We start from the raw sequence: 22,533 nt of genomic DNA, 5'->3' as shown, positions 1-22,533 counted from the left end.
GGGACTTGTAAGTGCTTTTCACCCAGCCGGCTTTCATTGTTTCCGACCCCTGCGATCAGACCCTTGCTTTTTCAAAGGCGGCCCAGGCGGTTTCGAATGCTTCGAAATCAAACGCGGGCTCGCGGGCTGCGTCCAGAACAATACGTTCTGTCGCCAAAAGTTTTTGGATGGCACCTTCCAATTGATCAACGACATCATTCGGTATGACCAATGCACCATGACGATCGGCGTGAACCAGATCACCGGGGTCAACTGTCAGACCAAAAATCGAAACCTGAGTGTCAATCTCGCGGACGTGGACGAAACCATGGCTCGGGCCGATGGAACCAGCGACAACCGGGAACCCTGAAGGCAAATCCCCGAGATCCCGCATGACACCGTTGGTCAGAGCGCCAGACATGCCGAAACCCTTGTGAACCGTCGTATTGATCTCACCCCAATATGCGCCGATGCAATCGGGATAATCCAGATCCTCGATCACGGCGATTGAAGGGCCGGGTGCCTCGGCCATGTACCTGTAATAGGCCATACGTCGGGCTTTGATGACTTCGGGCGGCTCGGTCGGGGGATTGACCGCAGCAATTTTGGCGGTGCGCGCATAGCCGACGATGGCACGCCCTTCGGGGGCCGAGCTTAGCATGGTGCCACGTGTGAACCTGTCGAACCCGCGCCTGCCCTGTGCCACCTCGATGGCATTGCAGACAGTTGGCGTATCGACTTTGCGAAGCGAAGACAAAAGGGACGGTGTCATGTGTCCTCCAGCCAGCGGGACAGCGCCGCTGTTGTTTTTTCAGGTTGTTCCAATGTCGGGAGATGGCCCGCGTCGCCGATGATCTCAAGCGCGCTTCGTGGCAACAGGTCATGCATAAGTCGGTGGCGTTCAACTGGGCAAAGCCGGTCTTCATGCCCGCACAAAACCAGAGCCCTTCCGGCATAGGCCGTCAGTGTCTCGCTTTGGTCCGGTCGGTTCATAAGTGCCTTGGACTGACGTATGAAAACGTCTGGGCCCAGGTCGGTGGCCATTGCCATGCACAGATCCAGGATCGCCCCCCGGTTCGGTCCGTCAGCCAGATACCCGGGCTTCATCTCGTCACGCATCACGGTCCTCAGCTGACCCTTGCGAACGGCGGACATCTGCGGCGTACGACGCGCTTTTACCTCTGGCTTTTCCGCTAGTGGATTAGTGTCAAGCAAGGCCAGACGCGAAACACGTTCGGGGGCTTGGCGCGTGACCTCCATCGCCACGATACCCCCCATGGACAGCCCGGCCAGCGCGAAGACCGGCGGCGCATTTCCAAGGATATCCTGGGCCATGGCCTCTATGCTGTCGTGATGAGACAACGGAAAGGTCATTACGGGCATTCTGCCCGACAGAGCATTGATCTGGGGGCCAAAAAGCCGGGCATCACACATCATGCCCGGCAACAAGATCAGAGGTTTCATGCCGAAGCCAGCTTTGCCCCTTCGGACAACGCCGCCAGTTTGGCATAGGCGATCTGGGGATCGACGGCGCCAAAACCCGCAAAAGTGCCAAAGCCGCAATCGCTGCCCGCGATCACCCGGTCCGGTCCCACGATTTCCGTGAACCGGTCAATCCGTTGGGCCACAAGTTCGGGATGTTCGACGAAATTGGTCGTGGTATCGACCACGCCGGGCACCAGAACCTTGTCATCGGGAATCTCGGCCTTGCGGTCCCGGAAGACAGTCCATTCATGGGCATGCCGCGGATTGGACGTTTCGAACAGGACATAGCGCGACTTGGTCGCCATCAGGGTACTGAAGACCTTGTCCATGGCGATGTCGCAGCAATGAGGGCCTTCGTAGTTGCCCCAGCAAATATGTACCCGTACCCGATCCTGCGGGACGTTCTGAAGCGCGTGGTTCAGGGCCTCGACATGCATGTCGGCAATCTTGATGAACGCCTCATCCGACAGGTCGGTGAACAGCATGTGGCGCGACAAGGCAAGATCGGGGCAATCCAGTTGCAGGTCCAACCCGGCGGCGACGATGGTTTCGTATTCGTCCTTCATCGCGTCGGCCAACGCTGCCAGATAAGCCTCACGCGTAGGGTAGAAATCATTCTGCAAAAACAACGAGATCACTCCGGGAGACGCGGCATTCATGAAGCCGCGCTCGGCCCCGTGTCGAGCCATGGCCGCCTTGAGATTGGCGATGTCCTTTTGCAACTCGCCTTGCCCTTTTGATCGCACCTCACCCGTGCACATCGGCCTTGCGTATTGTGGCGTACCGCCGTCATCGGCCAGTCTTTGCAGAAAGCCGGGGAACATCTTCAAGTCTGCCGGCGCGTTACGAGGGCTGTCGCCCGAAAACCCGGTGTAGCGATCTTTGACATAGGTCGCATAGGAGATTTTCGAAGTTTCGCCGTCGCTGACGATATCAACACCGGCTTCGACCTGTTTGCGCACCGTTTCGGCCACGGCGTTGGCCATGCAGGTATCAAAGGCGCCTGTGTCATAAGGTTCGCCGTTTTCGCGGGCAAAAATAAAATCCACGACGTCCTGCGTTCGGGGCAGAGAGCCAACATGTGTTGTTTTTACGGTCATGGGGACCTCCTTAAATTTTTCGTGCCATCAGGATCGTGTGGCTTTGGGCTTCTGGGTCTTCGGCCAGGTATCCGGTCATTTGCAGCCCGTTTTTCTCAAGACACCCGGCGTAACCGGCCGGGGACAGCGACGCGTGGTAGACAAGCTCTGATCCCACTGTGCCGCTGACCTCTCCGGCACGAGGTCCGACGGTCAGCATGAGCATTCCGTTGGGTTGCAAATGGCGCGCCATCCGGGCGATACAGTCTTTCTGCTCGTCCGCCGTAAGGTGGAAAAAGCTGTTCCAGGCAATGATGCCGTCGAACTGCTGATCCAGTTCAAAATTCCGCATATCCGCGTTGCGCCAGTCGCCATCGGGCCAACGGTCGCGGGCTATGGCAAGCATGGCGTCGGAAAAATCGATACCCGTGACGTCAAACCCTTCGGCCATGAACCAACGGGCAATCGGGTCGCCCGAGCCACAGCCCAGGTCCAATACGCGGTCACCCGGCTTCAGGCTGGCCGTGAAGCGCGCCAACCAGCGCGCTTCGAACAGGGCCTTGGAACGGCGCCTGTCATACTCGGTCGCCTGCCGTTCATAAACGGCGTGGGTGTCATTCGGGTCCGCGTTCATCCTGTCCAGGTCGCTCCTGCCGGGTCATCGGTTGCGGTGATCCGGTACAGGCCCGCCTGTCCGGTCATCGAAGGCTGAACACCATAGGTTTCGCCAGGAAGAACCAAGGCCGTGTCGCCTACCGAGATCGTGGTCTCGTACCCGTCGATCGAAACACGCCAGTGACCGCTGGCCGGCATCAGAACCACTGGTTTCTCGGCAGCGATCGGTTGGGTCACTGCGGATCCGCGCCCCAGAAAATCGACCTCGAATCCGGGTTTGTCCTTGATCAACGCGTTTTCGCCAATCACCTTTGCGGGCTTATTGGCCGACAACGCCATCAGATCCCAATACCGCGCAACGTATCTGCCCACCACATCCTCGATTGGAACTTCGGGATAGCTTTTCAGCTGTTCTTCGGTCAGCACAGGCATCGGGCGGACATTGTGGGGCAGTTCCTGGCCCAGTTTGGAGTCGTACAGAACGCCATTGTCGCCCAGCATCAGACCGTGTGCCTGCGCATCTTCGATCACTTGAGGCGCCCAGGTGACGCCGCCACCCGCATCGTCTCCGCCCAGGATCGACATGATCATTCCGTAATCCTGGCCGACATTCTCAAAGCCCCGGAAAATACCCGTTGGAATGTTGAAGATGTCTCCTTCCTCGGCGATGAATTCCCCGGCCGTACCATAGCGGCCCCAGAAAAACCGCCAACGACCCTTGGCAACGAAAAAGACCTCGGCGGTGGTGTGGCTGTGCAGTGAGTTGCGGCATTTCGGCGGCTGCCCTGCCGCTCCGATGTTGAAGCCGATCTTGTCCGTGATGTGGACATGCTGGTCCGGAGATTCCGAGACGCCGCCGCCGATTATCGTGAAGTTCTCTTTCTGATCGCTGCCGGGAGTATGGGCATCGATAAAAGCGGTTTTACAGGGTTGAAGCTCGCCATAGCGGACGATGCGGGAAGGGATGGATGATTTTGTCATGACGTACGATCCGATTCAGCGTTTTTGGAAAGAAAGCTCGTGTGCCCAAGTAGGACAGGCCCTTACTTTCCGGGCGGGCGCAGGTTCAGTCGCCGCGCCCTCAGGCTTTGACGGTACATATGGAAAAGCCGAACGGTCCGGGGCTCGGACAGACCGCCCGACAGGATGCGATATGAGACCGGGCGGCCCACTCAGACCTCGCCGTGCTGCAACAGGATCTGCTTCCAGACCGAGGTTTCATCGAACAGGGTGTATTCACGGCGCAACTGCGGCTGCCCCGCAACAAGTGCGCCGAATTCAGCGTGGCTGATCCCGAGGACATAAACCTGCGCACCAGTCGGCGCGCCAAACACGCCCCAGCCGTCATGCTTGCCCCAAAGGCTCCAGCGAATTGCCGCACGCGGAGGCATATCAGGGTCATCTCGCCCGATCTGATGCTCGATCTTGAATTCCGCATTTGGAAAACTCGCCCGCAGTCCCATCCAGAAGCGGTCGATGGCCTGCCAGCCATGCCCGGTTACACCACCCACATATTCTGACTGAACAGCGCGGTCATATTCTGAACCGATCACGCCCATATCTGCGTTAATGATCCGCGTCAGAATGTCGGCGTAGCGCTGCCCCCATTCATTGTCATTCCCATGGCCTTTGTATGGTCCAGGCTGATCAATTTCGGGTGTCAGAGGTTTGACGCAGTTCTCTTTGCCGCCTTCCCGGGCAATCAGATCAGCGGCGTATTCCTTAGGGTCCCAGCCCATCTGGCGCACAATCGCGCCCTGATCGCGGATCAGCCATTCATCGTTGATCTGATTGTCGATGGCGTGACAATCCGCAAGAATCCGGTAACGCAGCTTGGTGCCGGTGGGCTTGCCATAGACACCCTCGGCCAAATGCGTGGCCGTTGAAATGATCCGATGAGAGCTCAACATGCCCTCTTCCGGTGTGCCGGACCAGATCACGTCTTCGCCTAGCAGCTGCCGGTCCGGAAACTCGGCCAGCGTTGCCATGGTAGCGCCGATCACATTCTGATTGCCCAACACCACCGAACCGGGTGAGCGTACCACAATGTCTTCGCTGTAATACTCATGCAGCGTGGCGATACCCCGATCTTCCCAGATCTCTTTGGTGATACCGATGATATAGTCGGGGAAATCCCGGAACTTGGGATCGAAACCTTTCATGAATTCATCCTTTGAGGTGTCCAGCCTTTGGGCAGACGTGCCGATGTGCGCACGACCAGCGGCCCATCAATGGCGACTTTGCGTGCCGAAGCAGCTGTCGGGTTTTCGATATGATCCAGCAGGGCATCAACGGTCTCAGCAACCATCAAATTTGCCCGCTGGCGAATGGTCGTAAGGTTGTAGGCAAGCCATCCGGCCTGAGGGACGTCATCGTAACCAACGACAGACACGTCTTCGGGCACGCGCAATCCCAACTCGAACCGAATGACGTCCATGACCGCAAGCGCCATGTGATCATTGGCGACAAACACGGCGTCAGGTCGTTTCTGCGGTTCGACATCAAACATCCGGCGGGCAGCTAAACGCGCTTTCTCGGTGTGAAAATCTCCGATGTCGTGCGCATACAATTCCTGGCCCGCATCGTTGAGCGCGGCGCGGAATCCGGCCTCGCGGTCCCGCTGGGTTGAGGCACCCGGCCAACCGGCAATGTAGGCGATACGACTGTGCCCGGCGGTGATCAGAAATTCCGCAACTTTGCGACCACCGGCATAGTTGTCAGAAGTAACAGATGTGATCCCGTCGAGGTCCTGGCTGCGGTTGAACAAAACCACCGGCACACCCGCCTGCTGGCACCGGGTGGCAATGTCTGAAGACATCGCAACGGATGCCAGAACGACGCCATCGACTTGATAATCAAGGATTTCCTCCATCACGTCGTCTATGTTTCCAGCGGTTCTGGAGGCCATGAAAATCAGAACGTGATAGCCCTGTTCCTGCAAGGCATTGGACAGTTTCTCGAGCGCCTCGGGGTAGAAGTAATTGTCCAGATAGGCGACCACCAAACCGATGATCCTGCTTTTGCCGGACACCATCGCGCGTGCCAGCACGTTGGGGCGATAGCCCAGTTCAGACGCAGCCTTGCGCACTTTTTCTTCGGTCTTTTTGCTGACCGAGGCACCGGGCGTGAAGACGCGGCTAACGGCAGACTGGCTAACGCCGGCCAATTGGGCAACCTGGAGGGATGTTACTTTCTCAGCCATCAGTCTGCCGTCCAACCTCCGTCAATCAACATTGAGGTGCCGGTAACCAGTGCCGAGGCGTCCGAGGCGAGATAGCGTACCGCGCCCATGATGTCTTCGACTTCGCCCACGCGATCCAGTTTGATCTTCTCCATGATCCACGCGGCACGTTCAGGATTGTCGAATGTGGACTGGGTCAACGGCGTTCGGATGAAAGTCGGACAGACCGTATTGATCCGAATGCCCTGTTTGCCCCATTCGATGGCCATGGATTTGACCATGCCTTCCAACCCATGCTTGGTCGCGCAATACAGCGCCCGATCAACCCCGCCAACATGCCCCATCTGGCTGGATATATGGATGATCGAACCCGGCTTTCCTGCCTTGATCAAAGCGCGGGCGGCGTAGGCCGACAAGAAGTAGGCCGAACGCAAATTGACGTTGGTGACAACATCAAAGTCATCGGGTGTTGTCTCGATAGCCGGGCTGTGGCGCGCCACGCCCGCCGAATTCACCACGATATCGAAGGCGCGGTGATCGAAAAGCTGTTTCAGGGCGTCCAAATCACCCTGATCCATCACAAGCGCTTCGGCTGACCATCCCTTCTCTTTCAGAGCGGAAACTGTCTCATTCAACCGATCCGCTCCTCTGGCCGCGCAAACTACATGTGCACCCGCCTCGGCCAGCGCTACCGCGCATCCTTGCCCGATACCAGAGGAGGCTCCGGTCACAAGGGCGGTTTTTCCATTCAGAGAAAATGAAGGGGTGCGCGGCAGTTTAGTCATCAGCTCATTCCATCCGGTATTTCAATACGACCCATATTTCGGGCTTTATTGAATTCACGCAGACGGGCAAAGACGTCAACGCCAAGCTGCCGGTACGCATCCAGCAAATCAACGAGCACCCAGTTTTCCCGGATCCTGCCGTTTTCCAAACGCCAGAAATCGAGGCTGCGCATGGTGATCTTCTTGCCTGACGGAGCGATGCCCATCCAACCATCGTCTGTGACGGTCTGGATCATGTTGGGCCAGCCCGTCACAGCTGCATATTCCCCGTCACCGAAGAAGTGATAGGTGATGTCGTCCACGAACTGCCCGCGATCCGGCATACCGTTCAGGAACGGGATCTGATGCCAGTTGCGGAACCCCGCAAACCCGCGCCCGGTGCCGATGCCCGAAGGACCGTACCAGTTCATGCGCGGGTGCCAGAACCGTTCCATCTCCATCACTTCGGGGCCGCCTTGAGACGGGTGTTTCTTGAGATGATCAAGCATGTCGATGATATGCTGGCAGGTCTGTTTTCCCTTGGTTTCATCATAAGGGCCGGGGACAAACCCGTCCTGGGTGGCGGGGCCTGGGACGTGCCATTCACGGCCCAGACTTGGCGCCATCGGCCAGGCATTCGCCTGCATCATGACTTCGGGGATGTCCCACAGGGCCTGCATCTCGACGATCTTGCCGTTTTCGATGCGGAAGAATTCATGAAACCGCATCGTGACTTGATGACCCGTCGGCGGGATGTCCAGCCAGGGGCCGGTGAAAACACCGGTGTAATAGCCGCCACACCCGACCCAATCTGCGCCAAACTCGTCCGGGCCGGCCATGACGATATAGTCCCGCCGTTCAAGATCGGGCCAGGCCGCCAGCAAGTCTTTGTAGCCAGTGTCATAGAAATCATCACTGCCGACGCTGTCCCCAAAGGGATGACACAGACGGAACACGGCATCCGGTGACGTGACCTCCGCCAAAGCCCGGCGTACGCCGGCCTCATCGAAATCGTACATCGCAGCCCTGAGCGGTTCGATCAGGGCCTTGTGATGTGTGTGTTTGTCACTCATTCAGCAGCGTCCCGGTAAGGGGCGGGCGCACCGTAGGGCACATTGATTCCGCCATATCGGCGCACGCGAACGTTGCACTGTTCCGCGTGGCCAACGAACCCTTCGAGCATGCACAGGCGCGAGCCATACTCGCCGATCAGCGTCGCGGCCTCATCCGTCAGAACTTTTTGATAGCTGTGCGTCTTCAGGTATTTACCAACCCAAAGACCACCCGTGTAACGCCCGGCCTTCTTGGTGGGCAGCGTGTGGTTGGTGCCAATCACCTTGTCCCCGTTCGAAACATTGGTGCGCGGCCCAAGGAACAACGCCCCATAGCAGGTCATGTTCTCAAGGAACCAGTCGTCGCGGTCAGTCATCACCTGCACATGTTCCGAGGCAATGTCATCGGCAACCTGCAACATCTCGTCATAGGTGTCGCAAACGATCACCTCACCATATTCGTCCCACGACACCTTCGCGGTATCCGCGGTTGGCAGGATGCCCAGCAGCCGGTCGACCTCGGCCAGGGTGTCATTGGCCAGATTGCGTGAGTTGGTCAGCAGAACGCAGGGGCTGTTGTATCCATGCTCGGCCTGCCCCAGCAGATCGGTTGCGCACAGCTCCGCATCTGCGGCGGTCTCGTCGGCAATGACCATCGTTTCGGTCGGCCCTGCAAAAAGATCGATCCCGACACGACCGAACAACTGACGTTTGGCTTCCGCGACAAAGGCGTTTCCGGGGCCAACAAGCATGTGAACCGGATCGATTGTTTCGGTGCCCAATGCCATGGCCCCGATGGCCTGAATGCCGCCCATGACATAGATCTCATGCGCGCCACCCAAGTGCATGGCGGCAATTACCGCTGCATTGGGTTTGCCCTGAAACGGGGGCGTGCAGGCGATGATGCGCGGAACACCGGCGACCGAAGCGGTCGCCACCGACATATGCGCCGAGGCGACCATCGGGAATTTGCCGCCCGGAACATAGCAACCCACGGATTGCACCGGGATGTTCTTATGCCCCAGGATGACACCGGGCAGGGTTTCGACCTCGATGTCCAGCATTGAATCCCGCTGCGCCTGCGCAAAGTTGCGCACCTGTTCCTGCGCGAATTTGATATCGGCCAGCTCACGATCGGACAATTGCCCGATCAGGTCATCAATTTCCTGCTGGCTCAGGCGGAACGAGGCAGGTGAGTAGTTGTCGAACTTCTCACTCAACTCTCGCACCGCGGCATCCCCACGGGTTTCGATGTCTTTCAGCGTCGCTTCAACCACGGCGCGGGTCTTGGCATCATCTTCCGCCCGATCCGCATCGGATTTGCCGCGTTTAAGATACTCGATTGCCATCTTTCCAATCCTCAGTTTTCCGGCCGTGGCGGAGTCTTCTCGCCGCGGTCAAATGCTTCCCAGCCTTCGCCGTTGAACAGGTCCACGCCCAGCTGAGCCGCAACGTGGGCAAAGTCGACATTCACCCAGTTGTCGACAATTTTGCCGTCGACCACTTTCCAGAAGTCCATGTACCTGATTTCGACACGCTTGCCTGTGGGGGCAATGCCCAGAAATTCGCCGGAATGCGTGGCTTCCTGGCGGCCGAAGGCGGCGGCCCATTCACCCATGTAAAGGCGCGCTTCGTCAACGCAGACCTTATCCGAAAACGCGGCTTGAAACGGGCGCTGCCAGTTATCCTGAAATTCCTGCAGGCCGGTCTTGGTGCCGCAGCCCTGATTGCCCATCCAGCGAAAACCTTCGGCGAAGAATTCACCGATGTCATCAATGCGGTGATCATTCAGACCATCAACCATCGTTTCGATCACGCGGCGCGTGTCTTCCGTCTTGCTCATGTCCGTTTCGCGGGTCAGAACCGCTTGTTCGGGACGGGAACCTTTCATTTTTCTATCCTTTGAGGTTGCCGAAGGGAGGGATTGGGACGTGCGGCCCCAATGCTCAGAAAGTCCCTCGGCATCCTGTTCAGCGCCGGGTGGCGCGACATGGCGTTATGTCGGGCGTTCTTGCTCATCAGCCTTTCACTGCCCCGGCTGTCAGACCGCTGACAATCTGGCGCTGGAAAATCAGCACAAGGAAGATCAGAGGCGCGGTGATCGACACGGCAGCGGCAACCGCAACGACCTGATCGGTTGTCGTCGTCTCGCGATTGAACATGCCGACGATGGCGGGAACCATGGTCTGGTTCTGCGCATCAAGCAGCAGCGCGGTGACCAGAAAATCGTTGTACGCCAGCAAGAAGCTGAACAGCCCCGTAGTGATCACACCTGGCCACATCACCGGCATGATGACACGGCGGAAGGCCTGAAAGTGGCTACACCCATCCACGCGGGCGGCCTCATCCAGCTCGGCCGGGATGTTCTGGAAGAACGAGCGCAACATCCAGATCGTGAAGGGTTGATTGATCGCAACCAGAACAGCGATCACCGCAAAAGGCTTGCCGTACAAGGTTGGTGCGTTCTCACCCAAGATTGGGCTGAGCCATTCGGCCGAGTTGATGAACACCGGCAGATAGCCTGCTACCAGAACCGAATGGGGCAATGCCCGAAACACCAGTGCGACGATCAGGATCCAGAAGGCCAAAGTTGATCCTGACCGCGCCAGACCGTAGCCCGCCAATGTGCCCACGGTCAGCGACACCGTCACCACGCCCGTCGTTACGATCAGCGAGTTCTTGAAGTTGTTTGAAAAGCCCCGGTCGATCCAGACGGTTTTGTAATGCTCGGTCGTCAGACCAAGCACATCCCGTCCCAGTGGGCCAAACAGCGGGTTCAACACGTTCAGGATTGCAGGCAGGACCACGAAGAACACCAGCAGGAAACCCACCAGCAAGACCAGAACACCGATCAGCCAGCCGAACCATTCCTGACCGGGCTTGGTGTAGGACTTTATCATCGATGGCAGTGTTTTGGTGGCAGCGAAGATCGTGCCCCAGATAACCGCGATGCCCAGAATGATATCTAGCAGCGACAAGCCCTTTCCGACGCTCAGCGTGGCCGGCCCGAAGATCACGTTCAGCGCGTTGCTGTCGAACGCATCGACGGGTGACTTGAAGCTCATGACCACGATCCAGAAGATCGGAAAGGCCGCGATCAGGCACCAGAGCGCAAGGAAGATGTTCGAGGTCAACCGCAGGCTGAAGGGCTGGCGAAGCGCACGCGAGGACATGTCAGTGACCTCCTTTATGGTCGCGCCACGTACGGCGCAGCGGCAGGATAAGCAGGATGACGACACCGATCATGGTCAGCATCGAGTTGGCGGACGCCCGGCTGATCGACCGGTTGCCGGCCTGATCAGGCGTCAGATAATCGAAGGTCAGCCACTGTAGCGAGATGACGTAGCCCTGGCTCGAAAAACCAACGATCTCTTCGAACACGCGGTAGCTGTCCATCAGGTGGATCATCGACACGAAAATGATCAGCGGCATCAGGTGTGGAATGACGATGTATTTCAGGCGCTGCCAACGGGTCGCACCGTCAATCACGGCACTTTCAAGACTGTCTTGATTGACCGTTTGCAGCCCGGCGTAGAAGACGATTGCGGCAAAGGGTGCCACGTGCCAGACGCGGTAGAGCATCATCAGTATTTCGATGGTCCAGGCTTGGGCGAACAGGGCGATGTCCCGGTTCAGCCACCATTCCATCATTGCGGTCAGGATGCCGTCGCCCCGGAACAGCCAGTTGATCGACAGTACTCCGATCACCGGTGTGATGATGAAGGGCAGCAGGGACACAAAGATCACCGGGCCGCGGATGGACCGCGCCGCGTTGTTGATCAGTATTGCGATCCCAAGCCCGCACCCGACCACAAGCGGCAGAGTGATCAATGTGAAGGTCAGGGTGAACCGAAGCGCCTTCCAGAAGTTGATCGTAGACAGCACATGCCAACTGCCGTCGCTTATGGCGCGCCATGCGCGTTCAGGCTCCAATACGTTGCGATAGCTTTGCAAGCCGACATATTGGGTTTGGGTAATGACCTCGCCATGTTCGTCGAGCTTTGGCTGCGAAACCATCTCGGTCACGCAGGTCTGCGTCAGGAAACCGGGCGTGCAGGTTTCCTTTTCGACCGTCTCATAGATCGGCTGTGTCACGTAAAAACTCTGCTTGAACACGCTGACCAGAGGAAACGCGATAAAGAGAAGCATCATAAAGACAGAGGGGCCGACAAATGCGGCAAATGTCCGGAAATTCATGGCTCTGCCTTTCTCATGACTCTCGAGGGGAAGGGGCGGGAGGGCCGTAGCCCTCCCACGGGAGGATCAGTTGCTGATCAGACCGGCTTCTTTCGCGGCAGTGATGTAATCTGCCTCGATATCCGCCAGCGTCGTCTGAGCATCCTTGGCGCCGGTCAGGTAGTCGGCCAGACCGTTGCCCAGGGCGGTGTGCATGATGCCCATCGGACCAGATGCCGGGTACGCCTTTGCGCCCGCTTCAGCCGAAGCGGCTGCTCCTGCCGCCAAAGCACCCGCTGAATAGGCAGGGCTCAGCCAAACAGCGACGTCGTTGTTTGCGCTGACCATTTCGCCGTCCATGCCCTCAAGCGCGACGCGGAATGCGGCGTCGGCCTCTTCGTCGCTCATGTTCGAAGCAAGAACGATGCCATCCCACCAGATAGTGGTTGCCGGTGCTGCCGAACCCATAGGAGCGGCTGCCATGGTGACTTTGCCGACGACCTGGCTTTCGGCCTCATCATTCATCGCGGCGGCACGGCTGGCCCAAAGGTTTGCCATGGCGATCTTGCCCTGCTGGAATTGTTGCTGAACGTATGTCGAGTCGGAAACCAGATATTCCGGATCCATGTAATCGGTCATGGCTTTCAGTGTTTCCAGCGCAGCGACGCCCTGCTCGTTGTTGATCGTTGGAACGTTGCCGTCGCCAAAGAACGAGCCGCCTTCGCCAAGGTACATGTTGACGAATTCCTGGCCGAGGTTCCAACCGGTCTTGAACGTTCCCCCGATCGGATAATCCATGACACCGGCTTCTTTGATCTTGGCAGCTGCGGCCAGGACGTCATCATAGGTTTTTGGTTCTTCGATGCCCAGTTCAGCCAGAACATCATCGCGATACATCAGGTGCTGCGCATTCACCATCATCGCAATGGCCATGGTCTTGCCATCAACCTTGATCAACTGGTTGGGCAGCAGGTCCTGGCCGTATTTTTCGACCAGATCATCCAGCGGACGGATCGTGCCTGCGTTCAGCAACGGCACCAGGGTCGCGTTTGAAACACCGCCGATCTGATAAAGCGCGGGATCCGCAGCAAATGCTTCGGGCTGCTTTTCGCGGAATTCCTGATCCAGCGATGCGCTGAAATTGCCGCATTCTGCCATCGCATCGGTGACCGCCTTCCAGGCTTCAAAACCGGCGGACAGCGATTTTAGCGGCACTTCGTTTTCAAAGGCGCAATCTGCCCACGCGCCGGTGGCGGCGATGGACATGGCACCGGCCATGAGGATCGTCTTGAGTTTCATAGGTTTCTCCCTGTCAGGATCGGTCCGTCGTCGACGTCCGGACCGGTGTTATGCCCTTGCGGGCCGTTTGTGGGGTTAGCCCCCGATCCGCGCACCGCTTCCAGCTTCGAAGAGGTGACAGATTTCCGTCGGCACCGAGAACGAGACCATTTCGCCAATCTCGGCGCGGAATGCTTTGTCTGCTTTCACCGAAACCAGAGCTCCGCCGACCCGAACCGAGATCATGGTCGCGTCGCCCAGTAGTTCCAGCGTATAGATCGGAGCGGTGATCTGACCTTTGCCATCGGCAAGGCTGGCATCTTCGGCCCTGAAACCCAGTGTCATTGGGCCATCCGGTGCATCCACCGCAATTTCGACATGTTCGGCGCGGAATATTCCGCCCGCCACGTCGCCGTCCATCAAATTCATGGCAGGTGAACCGATGAAACTGGCGACAAAAGTATTCGCGGGACGGTCATAGATTTCGGTCGGGCTTCCGACCTGCTGAACCACGCCCTGTTTCATCACGACGACGCGGTCGGCAAGGGTCATGGCCTCGATCTGGTCGTGGGTGACGTAAATGGTGGTGACAGCCAGCTCATGGCTCAGGTTCTTGATCTGGGCCCGGGTGGAAACCCGCAGCTTGGCGTCAAGATTGGACAACGGCTCGTCCATCAGGAACACGTTGGGTTCGCGCACGATGGCACGTGCCAGTGCCACACGCTGTCTCTGACCACCCGACAACTCGGCTGGCTTGCGATGCAGGAAATCGTCCAGTTCCACCATGGCGCTGGCGCGGCGCACCTTTTCGTCGTGCGTCGCCGGGTCGATACCACGCACTTTCAGCGGAAAGCGGATGTTCTCGTAAACGTTCATGTTGGGATACAGAGCGTAGCTCTGGAACACCATCGCCACGTCGCGGTCCTTGGGTTCCAGATCATTGACCACTTTGCCGTCGACAAGGATTTCGCCTTCCGTCACGTCTTCGAGGCCGGCGATCATGCGCATGGTGGTTGTCTTGCCGCAGCCTGATGGGCCGAGCAGCACCAGAAACTCACGATCTGCAATCGTCAGGTCAAAATTGTGAACCCCAACGAATGAGCCCCATCGCTTGCCGACGTTCCGCAATTGAATTTCCGCCATGGTGCCCCCTGCAAGGAATCGTTTTGCATACGTTTGCAAAACTGTAATTCGCATGTATCAAATCAGGCAAGACTTTTTTGCATACGTATGCAAAAATTGCGGAGAAATCCGACTCAACCTGGCTTCGCGCCGCTCGCAAAACTTTGACTACAATGGTAAATACCGTGAACTTTCAGACAGAAAAAAAACTGGTCTCTGCGTTTCACACCGCATTGGACTCCGCCGCAGTGACGGAAACTCCGAAGGTGATGAGCCAATTCTGCGCTTCGGATTCGAGGTGGCGCGGCTTTCATCCGTTCAACGAAATCAACGGCGCCGAACAGGTTGCCCGGCAATTCTGGCAGCCGCTGAAGGGCAGCCTTGCTCATTTGCAGAACCGAGTGGATATTCTGTTTGCGGGGCAAAACGCGTTGCAGAAAGAAACCGACGTTTGGGTTGTCGCCATGGGCCATCTGATGGGGCTGTTCGACCGACCGTGGTTGGGTATTCGCCCGACCGGCAAGATGGCGTTCCTGCGATATTGCGCGTTCTACAAGGTGGCCGGTGACAGAATTGTCGAAACGGCGATGTATTTCGACATCCCGCACCTGATGGTTCAGGCTGGCCAGAATCCGTTCCCCCCGCAGACTGCGGCACATCTGGTGCAGCCCGGACCAAGGTCTCATGATGGATTGCTGCATGATGAGCAGCCCGCACACGAAGGCGAAAAAACGCTGGCGGTCATCAATGCGATGATCGCGGATCTGGGCCGTTGGGACAGCGGGCTGTCGCTGGAAGAAGAATTGGCGCGCACGTGGCACCAGGACATGATCTGGTGGGGCCCCGAAGGAATTGGCGCGACCTACACGATCGAACGTTATGCCAGGCAACACTCCGGACCGTTTCGCGCTGCCTTCACGGACCGGTCAAAGACCAATCATGTCTGCCGTCTGGCCGAAGGGCATTACGGTGGCTTCTTTGGATGGCCCAACTTTACTGCCACGCCCACAGGTGGTTTTTTGGGGATGCCAGCCACCGGAAAACCCGGCGAATTCAGGGTGATCGATATCTATCGCCGCGTCGAAGACAAGCTGGCCGAAAACTGGATCTTCATCGACTTGCTGCATTTCTGGAAAGGACAGGGTGTGGATATTCTGGCGCGCACCACCGGGATTGAAGCATCATGAGGATAGATGCGCATCACCACCTGTGGGACCTTTCGGCCGTGCACTACCCCTGGCTTACAGAGAAAGGTATCGTTCGGTTTTTCGGCGATCCGTCTTCCATCCAGCGGGACTATTTGCTCCCGGAGTTTCGCGCGGACGCCGAAGCCATGGGGTTCGGCGCTTCGGTTCACATTCAGGTCGGCGCCGCTGACCCCTGGGCCGAGGCGCGGTGGGTACACTCCGTTGCCGACCAGTTCCCTGACTGGCCGTTGGTGCAGGTGGCATTCTGCGATCTGACCTCGGATGATCTGGATGCACAGCTCGACCGTCTTCAAACCCTGCCTTCGGTTCGCGGCGTTCGCCAGATTATTGGCCGCGCTCCGGGTGAAGACGCCTCAACTGGCACGAACGCGTTACTTGAAGACCCAAAGTTCTTGGCTGGTCTGAAGCAACTGGGCGCGCGTGGTCTTTCCTTTGATCTTCAGCTGCTGCCAGAGCTGATGGGGCAAGCAGCGAATGTCCTTGCACAGGCGCCGGAGACCCGGATCGCTCTTTGCCACGCAGGTTCGCCATACGACCGGACCCCGCAAGGGTTGCGACGGTGGGCAGATGAATTGACGGCCTTGTCAAACCTGCCACATGTCTTTTGCAAACTCTCCGGCCTGGGAATGTTCGACCACGATTGGAATGCTGAAAGCGTCTCGCCGATCGTTTCAACCTGCCTGTCCCAATTTGGTGCCGATCGCTGCATGTTCGGATCGAATTTCCCGGTCGACAGCCTTACCTCGACCTACAAGGAAACCGTTTCCCGGCATGCGTCGCTCATCCCGGGGTCGATGCTGGACGACGTCTTTCGCGGCACGTCAGAACGTTTCTATCGCATTGAATAGCGCCGGACACGACAAACCGGACTACCTGCACCGGTTTTCTGAAACGGCTTGGCAGCCTCGGCGCGCCGGCTCTGAGGCTGACCGGTGGGCCCACAGGTTCATGTCACCTGTTTCCTTTGATCAACCATTCCCATCGAACACAGAATCGGGCTGTTTCCGTGGCGAGACTGAAATGTCGACTTGTCCGACAGCCCGGACCAATTGGTCAGAATCAGGCTTTGCGCGACGGCACCGCCCAGCGTGGTGCCAGGACCCGTAACAATGAAAAGATCCGGTGCGAACTCATGCGCGGCCTGTGCGATGGCATGGGTGAAATCATAAGTTTCGGTCACTTGATGGCCCAGAGTGTAATCCCAAAGTGCATTCGGGTCGCAAGCTCCGGGCCACCATATCCGGCCACGCCCGTCGATCAGGGGCAGGTCCGGTTGTCGAAACAGGCCAGCGCTCAGTTTCGTGCGGCCCTGCGCCGAGACCGGAGCCTGAAGATGCGAATGGAACCCGGCATGGTTGGCCAATCGCATGGGAAAACGTTCCTGAACCACCGGTACTGCCTTTTCGAACGCGGCCAAACCGGCGTCGTCGCCTGCAAGCACCAACATGCCACCCAGATCAATCGACAGGGTCAACGTTGCATCGGTTCGGTCAATGTCATCCACCAAGGCAAGCAGCTCTGCCTTGCGGGTCTGGTCAGGATGCCAGTCGGAATCCATGAAAGGATAGATCAGTTGTCCACCGATCATGTTTTCCTGCATCAGAGTGCCCATGGTGTTGACCACCTCGAACCCTCCTTCGGCGGACAGCGCACCGCCGCAGGCCAGCGCCGAATACCAGCCCATCGAATTTCCCGTCACCGCAACCACTTCGATTTTGTCAGGATTGATGGCGCGGAAATCACCCAAAGTCGCTGCATAGATCAAAGCAGATGCATTGTCGCCGCGGGTGTGCTTGGCAATGGAATATCGGGCCGCACCGTCCAGTTCGCTGAGCGTTTCTTGCCCCTGCGCGCGCCGCATGTCATCAAAGCGTCGCAACACGGTCTTGTCGCTGAATTGCCGGCCCAGGACACCCAGTTCGGGTTTGTTGTAAGTACCGCGGCCAGGGCAGATGACGACGGCAGTCTGTTTGGCGGAACTCATGTGCCGGCCTCCATCAAGGATCGCGCGGCGGCTTCGATACTGTCCTTCGATGGCATGGTCGCAGCATAGGCCGGGCCCGTGGCGATAAAGCTGTCTTCTGCGGTGATACGGGCCAGCGGCACATCGCATGTTTCATGAAAATGCGCCATCAGAGCTTCGGCCACGCCGCCATGGTGGCGGGTTTCGTCGACGATCAGGATGCGTTTGGCCCCGGTCACGGCCTGTGTCAGTGCCGCTTTGGGCAAAGGGGACAACCAGCGCATATCGATGATCCGTGTCTTGATCCCGTCGGCCTGCAAGGCCGTGCGCGCCTGATGGCTGAGATAGACGCCATTTCCAAAGGTGACGATGGCCAGATCGTCGCCGTCACCGTCACCGTCCACGCCCACCTCACCGAAGCCGATCTTTTCAGAAGGGTCGGGATAGGTTTGCATCCAGCCGCCGTCTCCGGCCTCGTGCAGGTCCCGCATCGGGTAGAGGGCGATGGGTTCGAGGAAAACGACCAGCCGCTGTTCTTCACGCGCGAGGCGCACGCATTCACGCAGCATCCGCGCGGCGTCGGCACCGTTCGACGGGCAGGCCAGGATTAGGCCCGGAATGTCGCGCAATACAGCAACCGAGTTGTCATTGTGGAAGTGTCCGCCAAACCCTTTTTGATACCCCAGTCCGGCAATGCGCACGACCATCGGGTTGGTGTATTGACCGTTCGAGAAAAAGGGCAGGGTGGCGGCCTCACCTCGCAGCTGGTCCTCGGCATTGTGAAGATATGCCAGAAACTGGATTTCCGGCATTGGCGTGAACCCGTTCTGGGCCATGCCGATCGCCAGGCCCAGGATCGACTGTTCGTCCAGCAACGTGTCGATCATCCGGTCAGGGCCAAACCGTGTTTGCAGCTTTTGGGTCACGCCGTAAACGCCACCTTTGCGCCCGACATCTTCGCCCATCATGACGATCTCGCCGTGTTCCAGCATCAGATCGGTCAGTGCCCAGTTGATCAATCGCGACATGATCTGCGGTTCGGAATGGGCCTTGAGATCGCCGCCGAAAATCTCGGCCCGACGCTCGGGTGTTGGGCCATTGGTCGGCGCGCAGGGGCGTGCGGGCGGGATCAGGCTGGCCATCACCTCTGTTGCGTTTTGCAGGCGAGGGCGCGTGATGGCCTGTTCGGCCACGCGGGCGACCCGGGCGCAGGTATCATTGTAGACGCTCAGCGCATGTTCCGGGCTCATCGCGCCGCACTGATCCAACAGGCGCACGGAATGCAGCAGCGGGTCGTTGGCTTCTTCGGCCTCAACCTCGGCTTTTGGCATATAGGTGGTTGGCATATCGGCCCCGGCGTGACCGTACAGGCGAACAGTCCGAACATGTAGGAAAGCAGGTTTCTTGCGGCTGCGCACATAGTCGGCCGCCTGTTGCGCAACGCGATAGGTGTCGAACAGATCCAACCCGTCGCACGAGAAATACTTCAGGCCCGGACGGTTGGCGAAAGTGGCCGCGATCCAGCCTTTCGGCGTTTTGGTCGAGATACCGATCCCGTTGTCTTCGCAGCAGAACAGAAGGGGCAGAGGCACAGATTGAAAGGACGTCCACTGCGCCGTGTTGAAAGCGCCCTGTGCGGTGGAATGGTTGGCCGAGGCATCCCCGAACGAGCAATAGACGATGGCATCCTCGGGCATGTCTGCATGTTCAGGGCGATGACGCCGTGCAGCGGCGACGGCATATGCCGCGCCGACCGCCTTCGGCAGATGGCTGGCGATGGTCGAGGTCTGCGGCGGAATGCACAGCGCTTTCGATCCCAGAACCTTGTGACGCCCGCCACTGATCGGGTCCTCGGAAGACGAGGCAAAGGACAGCAGAATATCCCATGTCGTGCTTTGGCCCGGCACCTGATCCGAGCGGGCAATCTGAAAGGCCGCATCGCGGTAGTGCAGAAACGCCGGATCGGTCGGGCGCAGGGCCGCGGCAACGGCCGCCATGCCCTCATGCCCGGATGACCCGATCGTATAGAACCCCTGACCCGCCTTCTGCATCGCGCGGCTTTGCCGGTCCAGCGCCCGGCTCTGGCATTGCGCCCTGTAAAGTGCGACGGCTTCATGACCGCTCAGCGGTCCGGCCGGTGCGGGCCCTTCGGGAAAGTCCCGCGCCGCAACACGGCGCAGGAAATTGTCATGCACGATTGCGGCGCGATCCATGTCAGATGTCCTTAGGCGAAGGCTTGCAGGCCTGTCTGCGCACGGCCCAGGATCAGGGCATGCACATCATGGGTGCCTTCATAGGTGTTGACGGTTTCAAGGTTCACCATGTGCCGGATCACGTGGAAGTCCTGACTGATCCCGTTGCCACCATGCATGTCGCGGGCATGGCGGGCGATCTCAAGCGCCTTGCCGCAATTGTTCCGTTTGATCAGGCTGACCATCTCGGGCGCGGCGCGGGCTTCGTCCATCAGGCGACCCACGCGCAGCGCGGCTTGCAGGCCCAGCGTGATTTCGGTCTGCATGTTGGCAAGCTTCAGCTGGAACAGTTGTGTCTGCGCCAGCGGACGACCAAACTGTTTGCGGTCCAGCCCATATTGCCGGGCCGCGTGCCAGCACGCCTCGGCGGCGCCCATCGATCCCCAGGCAATGCCGTAACGCGCACGGTTCAGACAGCCGAACGGGCCTTTCAAACCTTCGACATTGGGCAGCAGGGCGTCCTCGCCGACCTCGACATTGTTCATCACGATCTCACCGGTGATCGAGGCGCGCAGAGACAGCTTGCCTTCGATCTTGGGGGCCGACAGTCCAGCCGTTCCCTTGTCCAGGACAAAGCCCTTGATCTTGCCGCCATGCGCTTCGGATTTGGCCCAAACGACGAACACATCGGCGATCGGGGCGTTCGAGATCCACATTTTCGACCCGTTCAGCACGTAGCCGCCCTCGGTTTTCTTCGCGACAGTCTTCATCGAGCCGGGGTCCGAACCGGCATCGGGTTCCGTCAGCCCGAAGCAGCCGATAAATTCGCCGGTTGCCAGTTTGGGCAGGTATTTCTGGCGCTGCTCTTCGGTGCCGTATGCGTAGATCGGATACATCACCAGGCTGGACTGCACCGACATCATCGAACGATAGCCGCTGTCCACACGCTCGACCTCGCGCGCGACAAGACCATAGGTCACATAGCTGGACCCAATACCGCCGTATTCCTCGGGAATGGTTGTTCCCAGCAAACCCATCTCACCCATCTCGCAAAAGATGGCCGGGTCGGTTTCTTCATTGGCAAACGCGGCAGTTACCCGAGACAGCAGTTTGTCCTGCGCGTAGGCATGTGCGGCATCACGAACCATGCGTTCGTCTTCGGCCAGCTGGTCTTCCAGCAGGAACGGATCGTCCCAGGTGAAGGGGCCAAGGTGCGGGGCGGATTGAGGTTTCATGCAAGTTTCCTTTCCACAGCGGTTTTGAGACGCGCAAGGCCCGCTGCAATTGTATCTTCAGCATAAGCGAACGACAGGCGAAGATGGCCCGGCATCCCAAAGGCACGGCCGGGCACCAGGGCAACGCCGGCATCTTCCAGCAACCACGTGCAGAATTCCGCGTCACTGTCAAATGGCCCGCCTTGTTCTTTCAGCAGGCCAGTGCAGGACGGAAAGGCATAAAACGCCCCGTCCGGGGTGGAACAGTGCAGCCCGGGTACTGCGTTCAACCAGTGGACGACCAGATCGCGGCGCGCGGCAAAGAGGGCGCGACGCTCCTCCAGCAACTCGGGGTCGCAAGTGATCGCGGCCAGCGACGCCCATTGCGAGATCGAGCATGCCCCCGATGTGACCTGACCCTGAACAGCGACCATGGCGCTTATCAGATCGGACGGTCCGATCCCCCAGCCGATGCGCCATCCGGTCATCGACCACGCCTTGGCCACACCGTTGACGATCAACATGCGATGGGTCAGCGCCGGGGCGGCCTCGGCCGCGGACGTGAAAGGTGCAAAGCTGAGATGGCGATAAATCTCATCGGCCAGAACCCAGACCTGCGGGTGGCGCTCCAGCACTTCTGCCAGCCCCGCAAGTTCTGCCTTAGCGTAAATCGCGCCCGACGGGTTCGAGGGTGAATTCAGCATCAGCCAGCGCGTGCGCGGTGTGATGGCGGCCTGCAATTGTTCAGGCAGCAGTTTGAAGCCCTGTTCCATCGGGCAGGGCAGAACAACCGGCACCCCACCTGCCATCCGGACAATATCGGAATAGCTGGTCCAATAGGGGGCGGGCATGATGACCTCGTCGCCGGGGTTCAGGCTGGCCAGCATCGCATTTGCGATCACCTGTTTCGCGCCTGTTGATACGATGACCTGGGTCATCTCGGCACCTGCTTGTCGGGCAATTTCCGCGCGTAGTTCAGGCACACCGGCAGTGGGCGGGTACTTGGTTTTGCCCTCCAGTGCCGCTGAATGCGCAGCTTCGACCACACGGGGCGGCGTCGGCAGGTCCGGTTCGCCGGTTGACAGCGCCAGAATATTACGCCCTTGGGCGCGCAGGCGGGCGGCGGCCTCTGAGATCTGGACGATTTCCGACAATTCGATACCGTTCAACCGGTCAGCGCGCTGGAACACCATGAACCTTCCTCTGCAATCAAGTTCGGTTTTAG

Annotated in this window: 21 protein-coding genes; 2 read left to right on the top strand and 19 right to left on the bottom strand. The window is 58.8% G+C overall.

Annotated elements, in window-relative coordinates; translation table 11 throughout:
- Positions 1-55 precede the first annotated feature (55 nt).
- The 15 genes from ACR0I0_RS07705 to ACR0I0_RS07635 form a co-directional block, all read right to left on the bottom strand.
- On the bottom strand, positions 56-751 hold the full coding sequence (locus ACR0I0_RS07705; protein ID WP_480490846.1) for an RraA family protein: 696 nt from the start codon (positions 749-751) through the stop codon (positions 56-58).
- Positions 748-1,443 carry an alpha/beta fold hydrolase gene (locus ACR0I0_RS07700; RefSeq protein ID WP_171637129.1) on the bottom strand — a complete coding sequence of 232 codons (696 nt, stop codon included), beginning with the start codon at positions 1,441-1,443 and terminating at the stop codon, positions 748-750. Before ACR0I0_RS07700 ends, ACR0I0_RS07705 begins: the two co-directional genes overlap by 4 nt.
- Positions 1,440-2,564 carry a cobalamin-independent methionine synthase II family protein gene (locus ACR0I0_RS07695; RefSeq protein WP_171118384.1) on the bottom strand — a complete coding sequence of 375 codons (1,125 nt, stop codon included), beginning with the start codon at positions 2,562-2,564 and terminating at the stop codon, positions 1,440-1,442. The genes ACR0I0_RS07700 and ACR0I0_RS07695 overlap by 4 nt, the downstream gene beginning before the upstream one ends.
- A 10-nt stretch (positions 2,565-2,574) precedes the next feature.
- A complete protein-coding gene (locus ACR0I0_RS07690; RefSeq protein WP_480490843.1) occupies positions 2,575-3,177 on the bottom strand; it encodes a class I SAM-dependent methyltransferase in 603 nt (200 codons plus the stop codon).
- Positions 3,174-4,139 carry a cupin domain-containing protein gene (locus tag ACR0I0_RS07685; protein ID WP_480490841.1) on the bottom strand — a complete coding sequence of 322 codons (966 nt, stop codon included), beginning with the start codon at positions 4,137-4,139 and terminating at the stop codon, positions 3,174-3,176. The genes ACR0I0_RS07690 and ACR0I0_RS07685 overlap by 4 nt, the downstream gene beginning before the upstream one ends.
- A 191-nt stretch (positions 4,140-4,330) precedes the next feature.
- Positions 4,331-5,320: a nuclear transport factor 2 family protein gene (locus ACR0I0_RS07680; protein WP_480490839.1), complete on the bottom strand. Its 990-nt coding sequence runs from the start codon at positions 5,318-5,320 to the stop codon at positions 4,331-4,333.
- Positions 5,317-6,360: a LacI family DNA-binding transcriptional regulator gene (locus tag ACR0I0_RS07675; RefSeq protein ID WP_480490837.1), complete on the bottom strand. Its 1,044-nt coding sequence runs from the start codon at positions 6,358-6,360 to the stop codon at positions 5,317-5,319. Before ACR0I0_RS07675 ends, ACR0I0_RS07680 begins: the two co-directional genes overlap by 4 nt.
- Positions 6,360-7,124: an SDR family NAD(P)-dependent oxidoreductase gene (locus ACR0I0_RS07670; RefSeq protein ID WP_171723893.1), complete on the bottom strand. Its 765-nt coding sequence runs from the start codon at positions 7,122-7,124 to the stop codon at positions 6,360-6,362. Before ACR0I0_RS07670 ends, ACR0I0_RS07675 begins: the two co-directional genes overlap by 1 nt.
- Entirely contained in the window at positions 7,124-8,176 is a 1,053-nt protein-coding gene (locus ACR0I0_RS07665; protein WP_480490836.1) for an ester cyclase, read from the bottom strand. The genes ACR0I0_RS07670 and ACR0I0_RS07665 overlap by 1 nt, the downstream gene beginning before the upstream one ends.
- On the bottom strand, positions 8,173-9,504 hold the full coding sequence (hisD, locus tag ACR0I0_RS07660; protein WP_171170235.1) for a histidinol dehydrogenase: 1,332 nt from the start codon (positions 9,502-9,504) through the stop codon (positions 8,173-8,175). Before hisD ends, ACR0I0_RS07665 begins: the two co-directional genes overlap by 4 nt.
- Before the next feature lie 11 nt (positions 9,505-9,515).
- Positions 9,516-10,046: an ester cyclase gene (locus tag ACR0I0_RS07655; RefSeq protein ID WP_171637117.1), complete on the bottom strand. Its 531-nt coding sequence runs from the start codon at positions 10,044-10,046 to the stop codon at positions 9,516-9,518.
- A 127-nt stretch (positions 10,047-10,173) separates the two neighbouring features.
- A complete protein-coding gene (locus ACR0I0_RS07650; protein WP_171637115.1) occupies positions 10,174-11,328 on the bottom strand; it encodes a carbohydrate ABC transporter permease in 1,155 nt (384 codons plus the stop codon).
- Between the two features lies 1 nt (position 11,329).
- Entirely contained in the window at positions 11,330-12,352 is a 1,023-nt protein-coding gene (locus ACR0I0_RS07645) for a carbohydrate ABC transporter permease (RefSeq protein ID WP_152460108.1), read from the bottom strand.
- Between the two features lie 66 nt (positions 12,353-12,418).
- Positions 12,419-13,630, bottom strand: coding sequence for an ABC transporter substrate-binding protein (locus tag ACR0I0_RS07640; RefSeq protein WP_171637111.1), 1,212 nt, complete (start codon positions 13,628-13,630; stop codon positions 12,419-12,421).
- A gap of 75 nt (positions 13,631-13,705) precedes the next feature.
- Entirely contained in the window at positions 13,706-14,752 is a 1,047-nt protein-coding gene (locus ACR0I0_RS07635) for an ABC transporter ATP-binding protein (RefSeq protein ID WP_480490834.1), read from the bottom strand.
- Between the two features lie 164 nt (positions 14,753-14,916).
- Here ACR0I0_RS07635 and ACR0I0_RS07630 point away from each other — a divergent pair, with 164 nt between their 5' ends.
- Together ACR0I0_RS07630 and ACR0I0_RS07625 are read left to right on the top strand one after the other, a co-directional pair.
- Positions 14,917-15,918, top strand: a complete 1,002-nt coding sequence (locus tag ACR0I0_RS07630; RefSeq protein WP_480490833.1) for a nuclear transport factor 2 family protein — start codon at positions 14,917-14,919, stop codon at positions 15,916-15,918.
- Complete coding sequence (locus ACR0I0_RS07625; protein ID WP_171723888.1) at positions 15,915-16,787, top strand: amidohydrolase family protein; 873 nt, start codon at positions 15,915-15,917, stop codon at positions 16,785-16,787. The genes ACR0I0_RS07630 and ACR0I0_RS07625 overlap by 4 nt, the downstream gene beginning before the upstream one ends.
- A 98-nt stretch (positions 16,788-16,885) precedes the next feature.
- Here the strand turns inward: ACR0I0_RS07625 and ACR0I0_RS07620 are convergent, their stop codons facing one another.
- The 4 genes from ACR0I0_RS07620 to ACR0I0_RS07605 are packed head-to-tail and all read right to left on the bottom strand — an operon-like array spanning position 16,886 to position 22,501.
- Positions 16,886-17,923, bottom strand: coding sequence for an ACP S-malonyltransferase (locus ACR0I0_RS07620; protein WP_480490832.1), 1,038 nt, complete (start codon positions 17,921-17,923; stop codon positions 16,886-16,888).
- A complete protein-coding gene (locus tag ACR0I0_RS07615) occupies positions 17,920-20,115 on the bottom strand; it encodes a thiamine pyrophosphate-dependent enzyme (protein ID WP_480490830.1) in 2,196 nt (731 codons plus the stop codon). Before ACR0I0_RS07615 ends, ACR0I0_RS07620 begins: the two co-directional genes overlap by 4 nt.
- An 11-nt stretch (positions 20,116-20,126) precedes the next feature.
- On the bottom strand, positions 20,127-21,329 hold the full coding sequence (locus ACR0I0_RS07610) for an acyl-CoA dehydrogenase (RefSeq protein WP_480490828.1): 1,203 nt from the start codon (positions 21,327-21,329) through the stop codon (positions 20,127-20,129).
- Positions 21,326-22,501, bottom strand: a complete 1,176-nt coding sequence (locus tag ACR0I0_RS07605; RefSeq protein WP_480490826.1) for a pyridoxal phosphate-dependent aminotransferase — start codon at positions 22,499-22,501, stop codon at positions 21,326-21,328. The genes ACR0I0_RS07610 and ACR0I0_RS07605 overlap by 4 nt, the downstream gene beginning before the upstream one ends.
- Between the last annotated feature and the right edge of the window lie 32 nt (positions 22,502-22,533).

Source organism: Ruegeria sp. AG6, from assembly GCF_056541565.1.
The sequence above is the reverse complement of the archived record's forward strand: the minus strand, read 5'-3'. Positions and strand labels throughout refer to the sequence as shown.